This window comes from Pseudoalteromonas sp. A601, assembly GCF_002165575.1.
Lineage (GTDB): Bacteria > Pseudomonadota > Gammaproteobacteria > Enterobacterales > Alteromonadaceae > Pseudoalteromonas.
The window spans coordinates 55,703-71,187 of sequence record NZ_MXQF01000011.1; the positions used below are offsets into that span (position 1 = coordinate 55,703).

Below are 15,485 nucleotides of genomic sequence, written 5' to 3' on the forward strand. Positions count from 1 at the left end.
AATTATCCTCAGGAGATCCTTAATTATTTGCAGCTTGTACGGTATTTAGTGGCGGTTGCGTTGTCAAAAACTGAGTAAAGCATGGGTTGTTTGTCTCATCTTGTACGCTATAACCCAAGCGGTTTAGATGCTCATTAAACACCTCAAACTGACTTGGCTCTATCGCAAACCCTGCAAGCACATTGCCCATTGATCCACCATGGTTGCGGTAATGAAATAAAGTAATATTCCAGTTACTGCCCAATGTATCTAAAAAGCGCGCGAGAGCGCCGGGATACTCAGGAAACTCAAAGCGTAATAACCGCTCTTGCATTTGCTCTGGCGCTTTACCACCGACCATATACCGTACGTGCAACTTAGCCAGCTCATTATCTGATAAATCACAAAATTGATAACCGTTCGAGGTTAAATCGCTTTTCAGTTCATCAAGCTCTTGTTGACCTTGACGCAGGGCAATGCCAACAAAAATTTGTGCTTCGCCAGGGCCTGCATAACGGTAGTTAAACTCAGTAATTGCTCTGCCGCCTAGAGATGCACAAAACTGCTTAAAACTGCCTTTTTCTTCATTAATGGTTACCGCAAATAAGGCTTCATTCTTTTCACCTAATGCTGTTCGCTCAGCAACATAGCGCAGGCGGTCAAAGTTTAAGTTAGCGCCAGACAAAATAGCGGCTAAATGCAGTCCTTTAAGGCCACTTTGCTGACTCCACTTTTTAAGGCCAGCAGTAGCAAGAGCGCCAGAAGGCTCAGCAATAGCACGGGTTGAAACAAAGATATCCTGCATTGCAGCGCATATTTCATCGCCTGATACCGTAACCACTTCATCACAAAACTTTTGCGCTAACCGAAAGGTTTCACTACCGATGATTTTAACCGCAACACCATCAGCAAAACTACCAACGCGATCAAGCTCTACAGGCTTTCCTGCTTCAAGAGCAGCCTGTAAACAAGCGCTTTCGTCAGCCTCAACACCAATTACTTTAATATCTGGACGCAACGATTTGATATACACCGCCATTCCTGCAAGTAATCCACCGCCCCCCACAGGAATAAACACTGCATCAAGTTGATTAAGCTGCTGCATTAGTTCACGCGCGACAGTGCCTTGACCCACAATTACATCGGGGTCATCAAATGGCGGAACAAATACCCCATTACGCTTTTCGGTCAACTCAAGGGCGTAAGCTTTAGCGGCATCAAAGTGGTGACCATGTAACACCACTTCACCACCTAAAGCACGCACTGCATTTACTTTGATTTCAGGCGTAGTGACAGGCATGACAATCGTGGCCTGATGCCCCAAATGCGAAGCACTCAGTGCCACTCCTTGCGCATGATTACCCGCAGAGGCTGTGATCACCACAGACCCTTTAGGTAATTTTGCTAATTTATTATACGCGCCGCGCAGTTTAAACGAATAAACAGGCTGCTGATCTTCGCGCTTTAGCCAAACATGATTGCCGAGACGCTCACTCAAGGTAGGCATTTCGCTTACCTCAGTGACTTTTGCCAGCGGCTCCATATTTGCTTGAATAATAGCGCGAAAATAATCGAGCTCTTGAGAAACCATAATTAGCTAAGCTCCTCCAGTTTGGCTAAATCACGCACCGCACCTTTATCAGCACTGGTTGCTAGTAGCGCATACGCTTTTAACGCTGATGATACATAACGGTCGCGGTCAAGCGGCTTATAGGCTTGTTTACCACGAGCCAATTGTTTTTGTTTACGTGCTTCAAGCTCTTCATCGGTTAATGCTAGAGTGATCTCACGAGTGGCAATATCAATGATAATTTTATCGCCGTTCTCAACATAGGCAATTGCACCACCACTTGCTGCTTCTGGTGATACGTGACCAATTGATAAACCTGAAGTGCCACCAGAAAAACGACCATCTGTGATCAAGGCACACTTTTCAGCAAGGCCTTTAGATTTTAAGTAACTGGTTGGGTAAAGCATTTCTTGCATGCCTGGGCCACCTTTAGGGCCTTCGTAGCGAATAACCACAATATCACCGGCTTTTACTTCGTCATTTAAGATGCCTTCTACTGAATCATCTTGTGACTCATACACCACGGCTGTACCTTCAAAGTGCAGCATTTCATCAACTACGCCAGCACTTTTAACAATACAGCCATCAACAGCTAAGTTACCTGAAAGTACGGCTAGCCCGCCATCTTGGCGAAACGCATGTTCAACACTGCGGATACAACCATTTTCGCGGTCGTTATCGCCTTCATCCCAGCGACACGATTGACTCATTGCTTTAGTCGTGCGGATACCTGCAGGCCCTGCACGATAGAATTTTTGAGCGGCTTCGTTATCTGGATCAGTGGCATCCCATTTTTTAACCAGTTCACCCATGGTCATACCGGCAACGTGATTTACTGACAAATCAAATAAGCCTGCTTTACCTAACTCACGTACAATTGCCATCATGCCACCAGCACGGTGTACATCTTCAATATGATACTCAGGTGTTGCTGGTGCTACTTTACATAAGAAAGGCGTTTTGCGAGATAGCTCATCAATATGTGACATATCAAAATCAACACCCGCTTCTTGGGCTGCGGCTAATAAATGCAGTACGGTATTTGACGACCCACCCATTGCGATATCAACGACCATTGAGTTCATAAAAGCAGTTTTATTAGCAATGGCGCGCGGTAATACATCGTGGTTATCTTTTTGATAGTACTCACGGCATAAATCAACAATACGTGCACCAGCTTCAGCATACAGTTGTTTACGATCTTTATGTGTCGCAAGCGTAGTGCCGTTACCAGGCAGTGCAAGGCCAATGGCCTCTAATAAGCAGTTCATTGAATTCGCTGTAAACATGCCCGAGCACGAACCACAGGTTGGGCACGCTGAACGTTCAACTTGTTCTGAGTCAGCATCGCTTACAGAAGTATCAGCACCTTTAACCATGGCATCAACGAGATCGAGTTTAATATCAATATTAGCAAGCTTAGTTTTACCTGCTTCCATTGGGCCACCTGATACAAAAATAACCGGAATATTTAAACGTAATGCCGCAAGCATCATACCAGGGGTGATTTTGTCGCAGTTTGAAATACAGATCATCGCATCGGCACAATGACCATTAACCATATACTCTACTGAATCGGCTATTAAATCACGCGAAGGCAATGAATAAAGCATGCCGCCGTGTCCCATAGCTATGCCATCATCAATGGCGATAGTATTGAATTCTTTTGGTACACCACCGGCTTGAGTGATGGTTTCGGCCATAAGTTCGCTGAGTTGATTAAGATGCACATGCCCTGGTACAAATTGCGTAAATGAGTTCACAACAGCAATAATTGGTTTACCAAAATCGGTATCTGTCATACCGGTTGCGCGCCATAATGCACGGGCACCTGCGCGTTTTCGACCTTCTGTTGTTGTTGCACTTCTTAATTTAGCCATAGTTACCTCAGTATTTGCAGCCGCAAGGCTGTTCCTCATTCTTTAATTTTTTTTACTGTTAGAGGGTAAATACCCTCTAACCCTGTTGATTTTTTAATGCAAACTACATTGCTTGCTGTTGCTGTACGCTTTGTAGCATCACCTGCTTTACGTCAACTAATTTAGCCAGTTGTGTTGTTAGTAAGTAGACTGGTTTATCGCTATCGACTGTCATTTCTACTTGATAGTGGCCGTCGTCTAAGTTGATCTGTAAATGGGTTAAATCAAAACCACGATGACGCACAACACGCAAAAAACGCTCAACGGCCACACTCTGGTTTTTTAAAGTCACTGTTAAACTGTGTTTCATTTTGCACTCTCCGTCATCATTTCATCGTTAGCAGCACCTGGTGGTACTAATGGCCATACATTTTCTTTATCATCTATACAGGCGTGTACTATGTACGGACCTGTGCTATTCACTAATGCGGTAATTGCATCATCCACTTGATTTGCATGGGTAATTGTTTGTCCTGGAATGCCAAATACCGCAGCTAACTGCACAAAGTCTGGGTTATCTGATAGGTTCGTTTCACTATAGCGGCCATCAAAAAATAGCTCTTGCCATTGGCGCACCATACCTAAACGTTGGTTATCAAGTATTAATATTTTTACCGGTAAATTATTACGACGAATAGTCGCAAGCTCTTGAATATTCATCATGATTGAACCATCACCAGAAACGGTGATCACAAAATCATCTGGGCGCGCGACTTGCGCACCGATTGCCGCTGGTAAACCAAAGCCCATAGTGCCCGCACCACCACTGCTTAAATGATTACTCGGGTGGCTAAACTTCATATGTTGTGCAACCCACATTTGGTGCTGGCCTACATCACAACATACTACGCCAGTTTTAGGCATGCGCTGACTAAGTTGGTTTAGTAAATACGGTGCAAATACTTTTTCACCGGGGTAATCATAACGCCACGTATGTTTAACCATCATCTCTTTAGTGTGCGCTAACCATGCTTGTTGCGTTACAAAACACTCAAGTTGCGGTAACGATGTTTTTAAATCTGCAATTAAAGATGCTTTAGCAGGCTTTCGCTTACCTACTTCGGCCACATCAATATCTAAATGAATCACCTTTGCTTTGGCTGCAAACTTACTTAAATTACCAGTTACACGGTCATCGAAGCGAGCACCTATACATACTAGTACATCACACTCTTGTACCGCTAAATTTGCAGCTTGACCACCATGCATACCTAGCATGCCTAAGTCATATTCATAATCGGGTAATACGCTGCCCAATGCTTTTAATGTTGAAACAGCTGGCATTTGCGTTTTTTCTAAAAATTGCATTAACTCATTTTGTGCACCGGCACTTTGTACGCCACCACCAACATACGCTACAGGTCGCTTAGCTTCGCTCAATAACTGGTTTGCAATTGCCACTTGGTTTAGGTCTAACTGCGGTAAATAATCGTCAGCAGCCAGCCAAGGATGAAAAGGCACTTGCGCTAACTGAATGTCTTTTGGAATATCCACAAGCACGGGCCCTGGACGGCCGCTTTGCGCAAGATGCATAGCTTCTTGTAAAATTTCAGCTAAATCCTCTGCCCGCTCAACCATATAACTATGCTTGGTGCATGATAACGACATACCTAACACATCGATTTCTTGAAAAGCATCAGAGCCAATTGCCGCGGTGGGTACTTGCCCAGTGATAGCTAAAAGCGGCACTGAGTCCATCATCGCATCGGCAAGAGCTGTAATTAAGTTAGTTGCCCCAGGGCCCGATGTAGCAAAACACACGCCTAACTTACCCGTACTACGCGCAAATCCTACCGCTGCAAAACCTGCTCCTTGCTCATGACGAGTCAAATAATGCTTCACTGGCGCGCCATACAGGGCGTCGTAAATTGGCATTATGGCACCACCTGGATAACCAAATACTTCATTTACGCCATGCTTGGCTAATAAGTCGATTGTTAGTTCTGCGCCTGTCATTAATAAATCCTCATTCCTCAGTGACATTATGTGCTATTACTTTCTCTAAACCTGAAACTAAAAAGCCCCCCGACTGGTTAAGTGCGGAGGGCTTTTATAATGCTTTACAATATTTAAAGCACTAAGTAGCCCCCGCGGTAATAATAATCACCACGACGTTAATAAGGACTAGGTTTAGTGCGTTTGTAAGCATGTAATAAATACCGTAAATTTGTTTAATTAGCGCAGGAGCGTTTTCATCCTCGCTGTCTTTATCTATTAGTACCGCGATGCCCGCCTTAAGTCAACCCTAAAAACAATCTAAAAAAGCTTATAACAATTGAATTTACTGGTTTAAAAATTCAAAATTCAGCTAATTATGAATTGAATTTTCAGATATAACCATTTATTGATAATTCATACCTAGTAATAACCATTTCACGGTTTGATTCATTTTTAGCATAACTTGCATAAACTTTTGATATATTTAAATGACAAAATTTGAAATAAGCTATATCAGAAACAAAAAGCAGTTTGCAATAAAATAACAACTACTCGCTTAATTAAGGTACTTGGGTATATACCCAAGCCACCTCAAGATGCAGAATTCAGCGTTTCACAGGGACTTAATATCAAGGCGTTACTTTGCAAGAATGGCCATCCCTTTTAAAAAGTAACAACGATGAGAGTAAGTTTCTGTGAAACGCCCTACGGGTTGGTTTAAAAGCGATTTATCCTGCGTTATTGATTTTAACAATAGAACCACTATTACTTGCAATCAATGCCTTGCCTAAATCGCTTTTAATTCCAACTGAAACTCGTATCTTGAGGTAGTTTGGGTATATGATTACATTAGCAACTCAGCAATAAGGATAATTATGAACTTCACACAGCGTATCAGTAGCTACTTTATTTTAGCTATTTTACTCACACTTAGCTTTGCCAGCCATGCAGAACCCGGCCTTTGGCAACTTGAAAAAAACGGTGTGAAATCGTATTTATTTGGCACTGTACATGTTGGCGATAGCAGCATGAAAGGTTTACCGAGTAAAGTAACCAAAGCTATTGATGCAACAGATAAAGTGATTGTCGAGGTCGATATCAGCGCAATTAGTCCAATGGAAATGCAGCGCCGCTCAATGCCATTTATGATGCTAAAAAATGGTAAAACCTTAAAAAGCGAGTTATCCGAACAAAACTACAGCAAGCTAAAACAGTACTTTAGTAACAAATCAATCGATATAGCGATGTTTGACAACCTTGCACCGTGGGCTGTGATGGTCACCATGATGCAAATGGAGTTTCAAAATGCAGGTTTTTCAGATCAAACAGGCATTGATAAGCAAGTACTTGCTTACGCTAAAACTAAAAACAAGCAAATTGGTGAGCTTGAAACATTAGAGTATCAAATGGAAATGTTTAACCATATGTCACTGCTAAGCAATGAAATGATCGAAGAAACCTTTGAGCAACTCGCCGATGTTGAAACCTACTTTATTACGCTTGTAGATGCATGGAAAAATGGTGATATGGACACTTTAACCAAGTATTACAACGAAAGCTTTGATGACAGTAACTACGGCGAAATCAGCGAACAAGTTATGCTGATTGAACGTAACAACAATTGGGTAAAAGAGCTCACCCCACGCCTAGCTAAAGAGCAGTTATTTATTGCCGTAGGTGCCCTGCACTTACCTGAGCAACACGGTTTATTAAAACAGTTTAAAGAGCAAGGTATAACCGTTACCCGCTTATAAATTCCCCCTCTAATGTAGGTCGTCAGTTTGGCTTTTTGAGATTAACGCGCTAAAGCACGACCTACTTATATGCAACACTAATGAGTAAAATAAACACTTAGGTAGCTTATTAACTAAAGCGTTTATGTAATTTCCAATAGTGGTTTGCCAGATAACTGTAAAGCGGAAACAGTCAGTCAATAACATGATGTCTAAAACTTGTGGCCTCAGAAGGTGATAAAAGGGCCATCTTTTTAACTGACAGCCCGGTACTAATACTATTACCTATCACTTCTACTGATTAGTTCATAACCTTGGGCTTCATACTCATTAATACATTTTTGATACTTATTTTGAAGTTTGATTTCATCAAAAAAACCAAGTGAGTAGGCGTCACACTTAACTTTCATTTTATCTGGATTTTCTAGCACAGCAACTAACTTCAGTTCCGCAAATCCAAATTTATATGCTAATTCTGAAAATTGTGTATAGAGCAAGAGTGAGAAAGCAATTAAAAGTGTAGCAGTAAGTGATTTATTCATTTTTTTATCCTGTTAAATGATTTGATTGATTTTAAAGTAGCAAAAATTGAACCACTTCTCTTCACCTTATAAAATAAGGCCTATGGAGCACTAACCAAACCAAGCAATAGGATATTAACCAAAATTTAGTTGATCTAGCCAATTTTTAGCACTTCTATGGGCTGAGAGGTTATTTAAGCATGCCAGCTCTTGCTCATTCATTACTCTTGGTACCAAAAAATTTAAGTAAATTATTCACAAAGAGATTAAGAGGCGCTGCGCTTTAGAGGGTAAAACCATGCAGCACTTGTTTCGTATACATAAAATAAATTGCAAGGTGAGCGTGTAGAGCTGGAGAGGCTACATACCTCCGGCTACCTGATTATATTTTTATGCCATCGCAAAGTTTACTGCGTGAACATTACTCAATGTTAATTTGTTGTTTAGCCAAATAACGACAACTTAAGCCGGAAGGCTCTAGATATACGTCAATGATAAACTCTCCAAGATGCGGCGGATTATACATAGTCATTAGTGATAGTCCTCATAGTTGAGAATATATGTACTACCATCAATAAATTCAAAAGTAATGCGCCAGTTACCATGTACAGTAATAGACCAAATCCCATCACTCATCAATGAAATATAAGCGGAGCAGACACATCATTGATTTGCAAAATACCAATGAACGGTTTAAAAGCTTGGGTAACTAAACTCAAGCATTTATGTAATCTAAAAAGAGTGGATTTAATAGGTTGCCCCCCCCATTTCGTAACTTGGGGGTAGCAGTCAACACAGCTTTGGTTTTAAATATTCACTGTTGGGTTTCGTTGCTCTCAACCACAACCCACGGTGGTAAATTTAACGCCGAGTTGCTCTGGCTTTTCCTAGCACCTAGCACCTAGCACCTAGCCCCTAGAACCTTTTCTTTACCTAAAATCTTCCATTTTTAAATAATGCTCTATACCCGCTATTTTGTCATTGGCGTGGTGATTTACATAAATAACCGTACTGCTTTGTGCGGCGCAGATTTTTTCAATCAGCAGTAGTACACGCTGCCGATTTGCTTCATCCAGCCCTAAACAGGGTTCGTCAAGAATAAGTAAAGTTGGGTGCTTAACCATAGCTCTGGCAATCAGCAACATGCGCTGGTCACCAAACGATAGTTGTGTGAACGCAGTGTTTTTGTAATCAGTTAAGCCCAGTAACTCCAGCCACCGTTGTGCGGTGTTAATTTCGCTGTCGCTAGCTTTTTGGTAAAGCCCGATACTGTCATAAAAGCCCGATACGATAGTGTTTAAAGCAGACACTCCAACTCGGTAGTCCATATGTAACGCATTCGATATATAACCAATATGCTGTTTGATCTGCCAAATACTTTCGCCACTACCACGCTTGAAGCCAAATACTTCAATATCATTGCTGTAGCACTGTGGGTTATCACCAGTGATCAAGTTAAGTAAACAGGTTTTTCCTGAGCCATTTTGACCACTTAGCTGCCAATGTTGCTTGGCTTCGATTGTCCAATCTAAGTTACTAAACACAGTTTTATTCGCATAGCTTACTTTTGCTTGGCACAGCTTTACGAGTACGTCACCTGTGAAAATCGGCGGACTGTTTGCAGGGTCTTTTTCAGGGATGGTTAAGTCTGTATGCTGTAAATGCAGCAGTTTAAATAAGTCATCTCGCTGCGTATCGTTTGGCTGAGCTAATTGGTGCTGTAATTGGCCGTCAACCACGTAGCCATAATGGCTGATAAAATCTGGGGTTTCGTCCAAGCGGTTGAGTACAAATACCATGGTTATACTGCGACTAAGTTGCGCTAAAATATCATTAAGCGCCGCAGTACTGGCAGTATCTAAGCCATCAAAGGGTTCATCAAGCACTATAAACTCTGGGCGATTACTCAATGCTTTGATCAACATAAGTTTGCGTGTTTCACCGGTTGATAAAGCTCGCAAGCGCTGGGCTAGTAATGAAGAAAATGAAAAGATATCGATTAACTGCCGACATAATTCATTATCAAAAAAGACGCTATCTGCATTTTCATAAATGATATCTTTTACAAGCCTAGCTGCAATTAAGCCATCGGTTATGTCATCTTGATTTTGCTGTAACTCAGCGTTAATTAGCTGCTTTTGCATATCTGATGAAACCAACTCCATACGCTCAAATGTACACTGTCTATCACCCGTTATCAGTTGCGCATAACCGAGTAAAGCAGCTGTAATGGCAGACTTCCCCGCGCCATTACCACCAATTAACAACCAATGCTGACCGCTTTGTACTTGCCAGTTTAAATTATTAAGTTGGTAACTATTTTGCCCTTCACCCTGTAGTTTAGCAGTTACTGTTTGTAGTTGTATAAATGCCACCAGCAGCCCTCTTTATCTTTGTATAAACTGAAAATACCCGACAAATTATTACTTGGCTAGCTTTTATCCCGATAAAATTATTTGTTTTGTTTTAAACCTTTTATGACCCCTTTGCGACTAATTAATAAATACATTCAAACAACAGGCCACGTTATGAAAAAGATTTTATTGTTAACTGCATTTGCAGTATTTATGAGTGCTACTGTAAACGCTAAGGTTGAGCACGAAATTAAACGCAACTTTACAGTCGATACTCAGCAAACACTTGATATTAGCTTTCCGGTAGGCAGCCTTGAAATTAATACCCATGATGGCAATGAAATAAAAATATCTATTGAGCTCGAAGATAAAAACAACGGTTGGTTTGATAATACAGATAACCTTGATGAGCTAACCCTTGATAGCAAACAAACAGAAAGTGAACTCACATTAAGCTTGGATAACGACGACGTGCAACAAAACTGGTTAGTGAGTGTTCCACGTAGTTTAGCGGTTAATGTAGACTTAGGTGTTGGTGATATTGAAATTAATGATTTTACTAACAGTGCAGACATTAAAGTGGGCGTGGGCGCCGTTCGTATTGATAGCCAAAGTGACGATTACAAATACATTAACCTTGATAGTGGTGTTGGTGATACTCGTATTTCTGGCTTAACAGGTGATGCTAAAACCAGCCGTAAAATGGTCAGTTCTGAAAGTGAATACTCTGGTAATGGTACTCACACTATTAAAATTGAAGTCGGTGTCGGCGATATAAAAGTAAAACACTAACTTTTGTAATACCCAATCCTTGGTTAGCCCTTATTTAGTACATCTATAAGGGCTTTTTTAATGGTGTCATTGTTGATTGGTTTATAAACATGCCCATCGGCTCCCAGCTGATAAGCCTTTTCCAAATCAGCTTGTGAGGTATTCGCCGTAACAACAATAATGGGGGTTGCTAAACTTAGCTCCTGACGAATAATATCTATCGCTCGAAAGCCGTCCATAACAGGCATATTCAAGTCCATAAAAATTACATCATAATTACTATCTGCAACTTTACCCGTTGCAATTAGACCATTCTCGGCCAGATCCGAGGTATAATTAATGGCTTTTAAAATGCCATTTAAAATCATCGCATTTAATGGATTGTCTTCAACTATTAGGCAATGCAATTTATGCGGTAATTGGCTAGTCTCCCCCTGCTCCTGAGTGATACAAACAGGCAACACAATACTCACCAAAGCGCCCGTAGGCTCTTTATCTATAAACTCAATATTTGCATTTTGCGCACGTAATATATGCTGCACTCGCGCTAACCCCATTTGCATTCCTTGGAAATGAGTATCTTGTATTTCTAGCAGTGTTGATAAGTAAGGGTACTGCTTAGAAAAACCAATACCGGTATCACTGACTGTGAGTAACAGTTGCTGATGATTAGGCAGCGATGCTGAAACAACCACTTGACCGACTTTGGTAAATTTAAGCGCATTGTTAAGTAATTCACCCAATACTTGTTGTAAACGGCGATGATCTAATTCAACAGTGCAATTAAGCTCTGCCGATAAGTCCTTAACTAGCTCAATGCTATTTTGCTGATAGCTAAACTGGTAGGAATGAATAACCGCTTCAAGGGTTTCTAATAAATTACTTTTAACAGGAGTCAGTTGCCACTGCCCAGAACTGAGCAATTGAGCTTCATGTAGTTCATCTAAAATATTTAATAAACGGCTTGAGCAATATTGTGCTTGCTGCTTTAGTGTTTGCTGGCTCGTACTAGTTTCTAATTCATTAATTGCATTTATAAGCCCTTGTAATGGGGTTCTAAATTCATGGCTTGCTCTTGCAATAAAACGCTCTTTAGTTTGACTAACTAATTCTGCATGTTGTTTTTGTTGCTGATACTTATCTAAAGTTGTCATGATGTGCTTTTCCATTGGTTGAAAAATAAGTTTCAACTCAATGAATAATAAACATAACGTTACCAGCCAGAACCCAAGTTCAATATATGAAATTAAGGTAACTTTATCTTTTGCTTGTTGCTCGAATAAACTAACGGCCTTGTCTAACTGCTTGAGAAATATCTCAACCTCATCAACCTCAAACTCCTCAGGAATTAAAGATAGATCATTTGATTGCAAAAATAATGCTACTGCGGCATAAAATTGTTCACTTTGCTCAGCAAGCTTACTCTCAGGTGAATAATAATGACTAATAAGCGCATCATCTAAATATAAGTATTCACCTGACTCTGCTTTTTTTATTAAAAAATGATGACCATATTTGAAATCTCTTGCGGCTTGCTGCAGTGACTTTTTATGCTGCAAAGTATTGTGCTGGTGCATTGTGTTTGCATACCACGCAATCTTTTGTGAGAGCATTCGTTGCTTACCCGCCACATTAATTACTTGAGCATCATCTTTTTGAATTGAAATTAAAGATTGCAGAAGTAGCGCTGTCGCACAGCTAAGAATGGCAATAACCAATAAAGCCAAGCGGTATCGCGATCGAATATTAGCAATGACTTGCAACATAGCGCACCCATAAATTAATTTACTTAATTGTAGCTTAGCTATAAAAAAGTGACATTTTCTATCAGGAAAAAATAAACCCCGTGTTTTACGGGGTTTATTTAGAACAGTTACAATTAACGGTTTTCTAAACGGTTATAATCAAATAAGCCGTACTCTATACCACGATATTGCTTTGCAACATTATGTAGTATATCGCTGTATTGCCAAAACTGCGGGTGAGTTCGGCGTATGGCAAATTTGCTCTTCAAGGCTCTGTAATCAGCCTCAACTTGCATTAGCGGTAACTGCTCTGCAAAGGCTTCAACTTGCTGTTGATTATTTAAATACCAAATAGCCTCTGGGTAATCACCAATAAAACCAGGCACGATAGTGAGCGTGTCTTCATCATAGGCGCGCTGACCTTCTTCATTTAACAAACTTGAAATATTATAATGAGCATTGTGATGAATAAGGGTGTAAGCCTCATGCTCAGAGTCACCGTCTTTAACTAACACATATGAAATTTGTGGTAATAAGTTAATCGCTTTTGCCGGCATGTTGTTAAATTTATGCAACGGCTCAGGCACCTTAGTGTAGTCATAGCGAGGGCTAAGCACAGGTTTCAATGTCTGTTTAATTAAGCCATATAACTCATGTTGTTGATCTTGAGTTTGGTATTCAATACCGGTTGTTTGGCCAAAGCTTTCACCACTTTTGAAAAAGTTAGTTAAGCTCGTTGGTGATTTACGATACCAATTGGCTTTTAACTCCTGGCGCTGCAGCTTAGGCAGTAGGGCTAAAAAGTTTTGTTCGCCTTCGAGCCTTAAAAAATCCATATATAAACGAGTAACGAGTTGGTGGCCAATATTGCCGTACACATCAAACCCTGCAACCAGTAAATAGTGAATACGCTCAAACAATGCGTAATCCAGTATCCACATTGTTTTTGGTTCTTGCCCTATTAAGCCTTTTACAACTGTTGCACTATCAAAATGGCGGAAAATAGTTAATGCAGCATTATCGTTAACGTCTTCACCACGCCATAAAGCGTCGGTAGTTAAATGCTCACCATTTTCAAACATTTCATTGGCTAGCTTAACTTTTGCTTCTAGGTAAGTACTTTGGCGCTTTGAATACTTAACCCAGCTTGAAATAGGCAACGCATTGCTTTCTTCTGCCGCTGGTAGTGCTAGTGCATCTTCGTGCTGCAATAACATTTGCTCCACTTGTGGTGTGGCTGCTTTATCTGGATCTGCAAACGCCACCCAAAAATGATCGTTTATAACATTTAATGCAATCTGACCACGACATACAGGCCCTTTAATAAAGCCCATAATAATCAATTCAGCTTCATCCAGCATAAATTGGTATTTTGACTTGACCGGCATTGCGGCAAAAACTTTAAATGGATTAGATGCTACCTCTGGCTTATAACTTGGCATTTTACTAACCTGATACTCAGGCTGGATAAATTGCGTATATAACCGAGCTAATTTGGTGTCGTTTAATGCCAGTGGTAAATGTGTTTTAGCAAGAATAGTTGAGCGCTCATGCATTAAGCGATAATAAACACGTTCAACTTTAGGGTCGTCATATGGACGACGCGTATTGATTAGTTTTATATCTTCACCGGGAGGTGTACTTGAACGAACGAGTTTAAAGAAACTCTTTTCACCATCTTGAACAAAATAAATATGTGCTAAATACCAATGCTCATAAACATAGCGAGCAGTTAATTGATGCTTTAAGCTATCTTGATTTAAAAAGCTTTCCCAGCGCTGTGCCTGCGCTATAACATTTTTACTGGGTGCTTCAATATGCGCCATCTTGCCGCCATTTTTAAGCCATTTTTCTAAATGTTTAAATTCACTACGAGAAATCCCCGGTAATCCATACGGCATACCTGCATGTGGCTGACTGTCCGCTAAATGGTCAAACTCCCCCATACTGGCACACGTTTGAGACCGATCAAGGGCAAAGTCAAATTCATCACCAAGCACTTCATCTTCAGGTAAAGGTGAGCTCATTTTTAACACTAAGCTATTGTATAAAACACTACCAGCAAGGTTGGCTTCTTCACTTTGAGCACGTTCATTAAGTACCGGCGAAAAGTTTTTTTCACGCCAACCTGCAGTATCTGCTGCATCATAAAGTAAACGGCTAGGGTTAGATGCGAGTAAACGTGTACCATCATAAACTAATTCTTTACTTAGGCCGCGGTCAATTCCCTCTGGAGATGAAAGCTTTAATTGGCAAGGGGCATCATAACAGCCGTGACATACAACACAGCGAGTGTCGAGTACTGGCTGTACGTGCTGTAAAAATTCAGCGCCAGCTCCGGTGTCGTGCTCGACTATTCGTTGCTGTATTTGTTCGGGGCCAAATAATTCATCATAATGCGCTGCGCCTAAGTAAGCACAACCACTTAAAATTATGATAATGCTTAAAATAAGCGATTTTTTCATATTATTCTTCGTCCTCATCGCCTAAATCAAACGTAGGCATCATGTCCATTTGTGGCGAAACAAATGTTGTCTCTTTTTGCGTGTTCAGTACTGCGCTTAGCAATGGTCCATGAGTGAGGGTTAATTGCGCATCATGCTCTGTATCAATAATGTCAGCAAACGTTTGATTAACGGCTTCTAGCTGATAGCTATTCACAGTGATAGCAACGCTGCTATCTGCGCTTGGATTTTGACACAGTTGAGTTAACAGCTCATCATCTAATACGATCGTCAGTAATAAGTCAGGGGTTTCTAAATCACGTTCACTTAATGTTTCATCAAACAAAAATAATGGAAGGGTTAAATTACTATCTTGCTCTAATTCCATGTGCGGTTCTCAAAGTACGGCTGTTAATAGAACGATTATAGCAAAGAATAAGATCAAAATTAGTGAAAGATTTCAACAGTTAGTGACTTTAAGCGACTAACTGTTGAATCAATAAGTAAGGCA

At 40.7% G+C, this 15,485-nt stretch carries 11 protein-coding genes and 1 pseudogene; 2 read left to right on the top strand and 10 right to left on the bottom strand.

What is annotated here, in order from left to right; genetic code table 11:
- Positions 1-19: 19 nt before the first annotated feature.
- The 4 genes from ilvA to ilvG all read right to left on the bottom strand — a co-directional run bounded on the left by ilvA (position 20) and on the right by ilvG (position 5,424).
- Positions 20-1,570, bottom strand: a complete 1,551-nt coding sequence (gene ilvA, locus B5G52_RS10950) for a threonine ammonia-lyase, biosynthetic (RefSeq protein ID WP_087532685.1) — start codon at positions 1,568-1,570, stop codon at positions 20-22.
- A gap of 2 nt (positions 1,571-1,572) precedes the next feature.
- Entirely contained in the window at positions 1,573-3,429 is a 1,857-nt protein-coding gene (gene ilvD / locus B5G52_RS10955) for a dihydroxy-acid dehydratase (RefSeq protein WP_087532792.1), read from the bottom strand.
- Positions 3,430-3,532: 103 nt separating this feature from the next.
- A complete protein-coding gene (ilvM, locus tag B5G52_RS10960; protein ID WP_087532686.1) occupies positions 3,533-3,778 on the bottom strand; it encodes an acetolactate synthase 2 small subunit in 246 nt (81 codons plus the stop codon).
- Positions 3,775-5,424: an acetolactate synthase 2 catalytic subunit gene (gene ilvG / locus B5G52_RS10965; RefSeq protein ID WP_087532687.1), complete on the bottom strand. Its 1,650-nt coding sequence runs from the start codon at positions 5,422-5,424 to the stop codon at positions 3,775-3,777. Before ilvG ends, ilvM begins: the two co-directional genes overlap by 4 nt.
- An 857-nt stretch (positions 5,425-6,281) precedes the next feature.
- Here ilvG and B5G52_RS10970 point away from each other — a divergent pair.
- Entirely contained in the window at positions 6,282-7,160 is an 879-nt protein-coding gene (locus tag B5G52_RS10970) for a TraB/GumN family protein (RefSeq protein WP_087532688.1), read from the top strand.
- 260 nt (positions 7,161-7,420) lie between these two features.
- Here the strand turns inward: B5G52_RS10970 and B5G52_RS10975 are convergent, their stop codons facing one another.
- From B5G52_RS10975 to modF, 3 genes and pseudogenes are all read right to left on the bottom strand, one after another.
- Positions 7,421-7,681, bottom strand: a complete 261-nt coding sequence (locus B5G52_RS10975) for a hypothetical protein (protein ID WP_087532689.1) — start codon at positions 7,679-7,681, stop codon at positions 7,421-7,423.
- Between the two features lie 510 nt (positions 7,682-8,191).
- A pseudogene (locus B5G52_RS10980) lies at positions 8,192-8,287 on the bottom strand (type II toxin-antitoxin system RelE/ParE family toxin); the annotation flags it as partial.
- A gap of 302 nt (positions 8,288-8,589) precedes the next feature.
- On the bottom strand, positions 8,590-10,035 hold the full coding sequence (gene modF / locus B5G52_RS10985) for a molybdate ABC transporter ATP-binding protein ModF (RefSeq protein ID WP_087532691.1): 1,446 nt from the start codon (positions 10,033-10,035) through the stop codon (positions 8,590-8,592).
- 153 nt (positions 10,036-10,188) lie between these two features.
- Between modF and B5G52_RS10990 the strand changes: the two genes are divergently transcribed.
- Positions 10,189-10,806 carry a hypothetical protein gene (locus B5G52_RS10990; protein WP_087532692.1) on the top strand — a complete coding sequence of 206 codons (618 nt, stop codon included), beginning with the start codon at positions 10,189-10,191 and terminating at the stop codon, positions 10,804-10,806.
- A 23-nt stretch (positions 10,807-10,829) separates the two neighbouring features.
- Here B5G52_RS10990 and B5G52_RS10995 read toward each other — a convergent pair whose 3' ends face one another.
- From B5G52_RS10995 to B5G52_RS11005, 3 genes are all read right to left on the bottom strand, one after another.
- Positions 10,830-12,551 carry a response regulator gene (locus tag B5G52_RS10995; RefSeq protein WP_087532693.1) on the bottom strand — a complete coding sequence of 574 codons (1,722 nt, stop codon included), beginning with the start codon at positions 12,549-12,551 and terminating at the stop codon, positions 10,830-10,832.
- Positions 12,552-12,664: 113 nt separating this feature from the next.
- Positions 12,665-14,995: a fatty acid cis/trans isomerase gene (locus B5G52_RS11000; RefSeq protein WP_087532694.1), complete on the bottom strand. Its 2,331-nt coding sequence runs from the start codon at positions 14,993-14,995 to the stop codon at positions 12,665-12,667.
- 1 nt (position 14,996) lies between these two features.
- Entirely contained in the window at positions 14,997-15,362 is a 366-nt protein-coding gene (locus tag B5G52_RS11005) for a hypothetical protein (RefSeq protein WP_087532695.1), read from the bottom strand.
- Between the last annotated feature and the right edge of the window lie 123 nt (positions 15,363-15,485).

Excerpts from the sequence above, each read along its gene's own strand:
- ilvA (WP_087532685.1), bottom strand. The coding sequence starts at position 1,570 with ATGGTTTCTCAAGAGCTCGATTATTTTCGCGCTATTATTCAAGCAAAT.
- ilvD (WP_087532792.1), bottom strand. The coding sequence starts at position 3,429 with ATGGCTAAATTAAGAAGTGCAACAACAACAGAAGGTCGAAAACGCGCA.
- ilvM (WP_087532686.1), bottom strand. The coding sequence starts at position 3,778 with ATGAAACACAGTTTAACAGTGACTTTAAAAAACCAGAGTGTGGCCGTT.
- ilvG (WP_087532687.1), bottom strand. The coding sequence starts at position 5,424 with ATGACAGGCGCAGAACTAACAATCGACTTATTAGCCAAGCATGGCGTA.
- B5G52_RS10970 (WP_087532688.1), top strand. The coding sequence starts at position 6,282 with ATGAACTTCACACAGCGTATCAGTAGCTACTTTATTTTAGCTATTTTA.
- B5G52_RS10975 (WP_087532689.1), bottom strand. The coding sequence starts at position 7,681 with ATGAATAAATCACTTACTGCTACACTTTTAATTGCTTTCTCACTCTTG.
- B5G52_RS10990 (WP_087532692.1), top strand. The coding sequence starts at position 10,189 with ATGAAAAAGATTTTATTGTTAACTGCATTTGCAGTATTTATGAGTGCT.
- B5G52_RS10995 (WP_087532693.1), bottom strand. The coding sequence starts at position 12,551 with ATGTTGCAAGTCATTGCTAATATTCGATCGCGATACCGCTTGGCTTTA.
- B5G52_RS11000 (WP_087532694.1), bottom strand. The coding sequence starts at position 14,995 with ATGAAAAAATCGCTTATTTTAAGCATTATCATAATTTTAAGTGGTTGT.
- B5G52_RS11005 (WP_087532695.1), bottom strand. The coding sequence starts at position 15,362 with ATGGAATTAGAGCAAGATAGTAATTTAACCCTTCCATTATTTTTGTTT.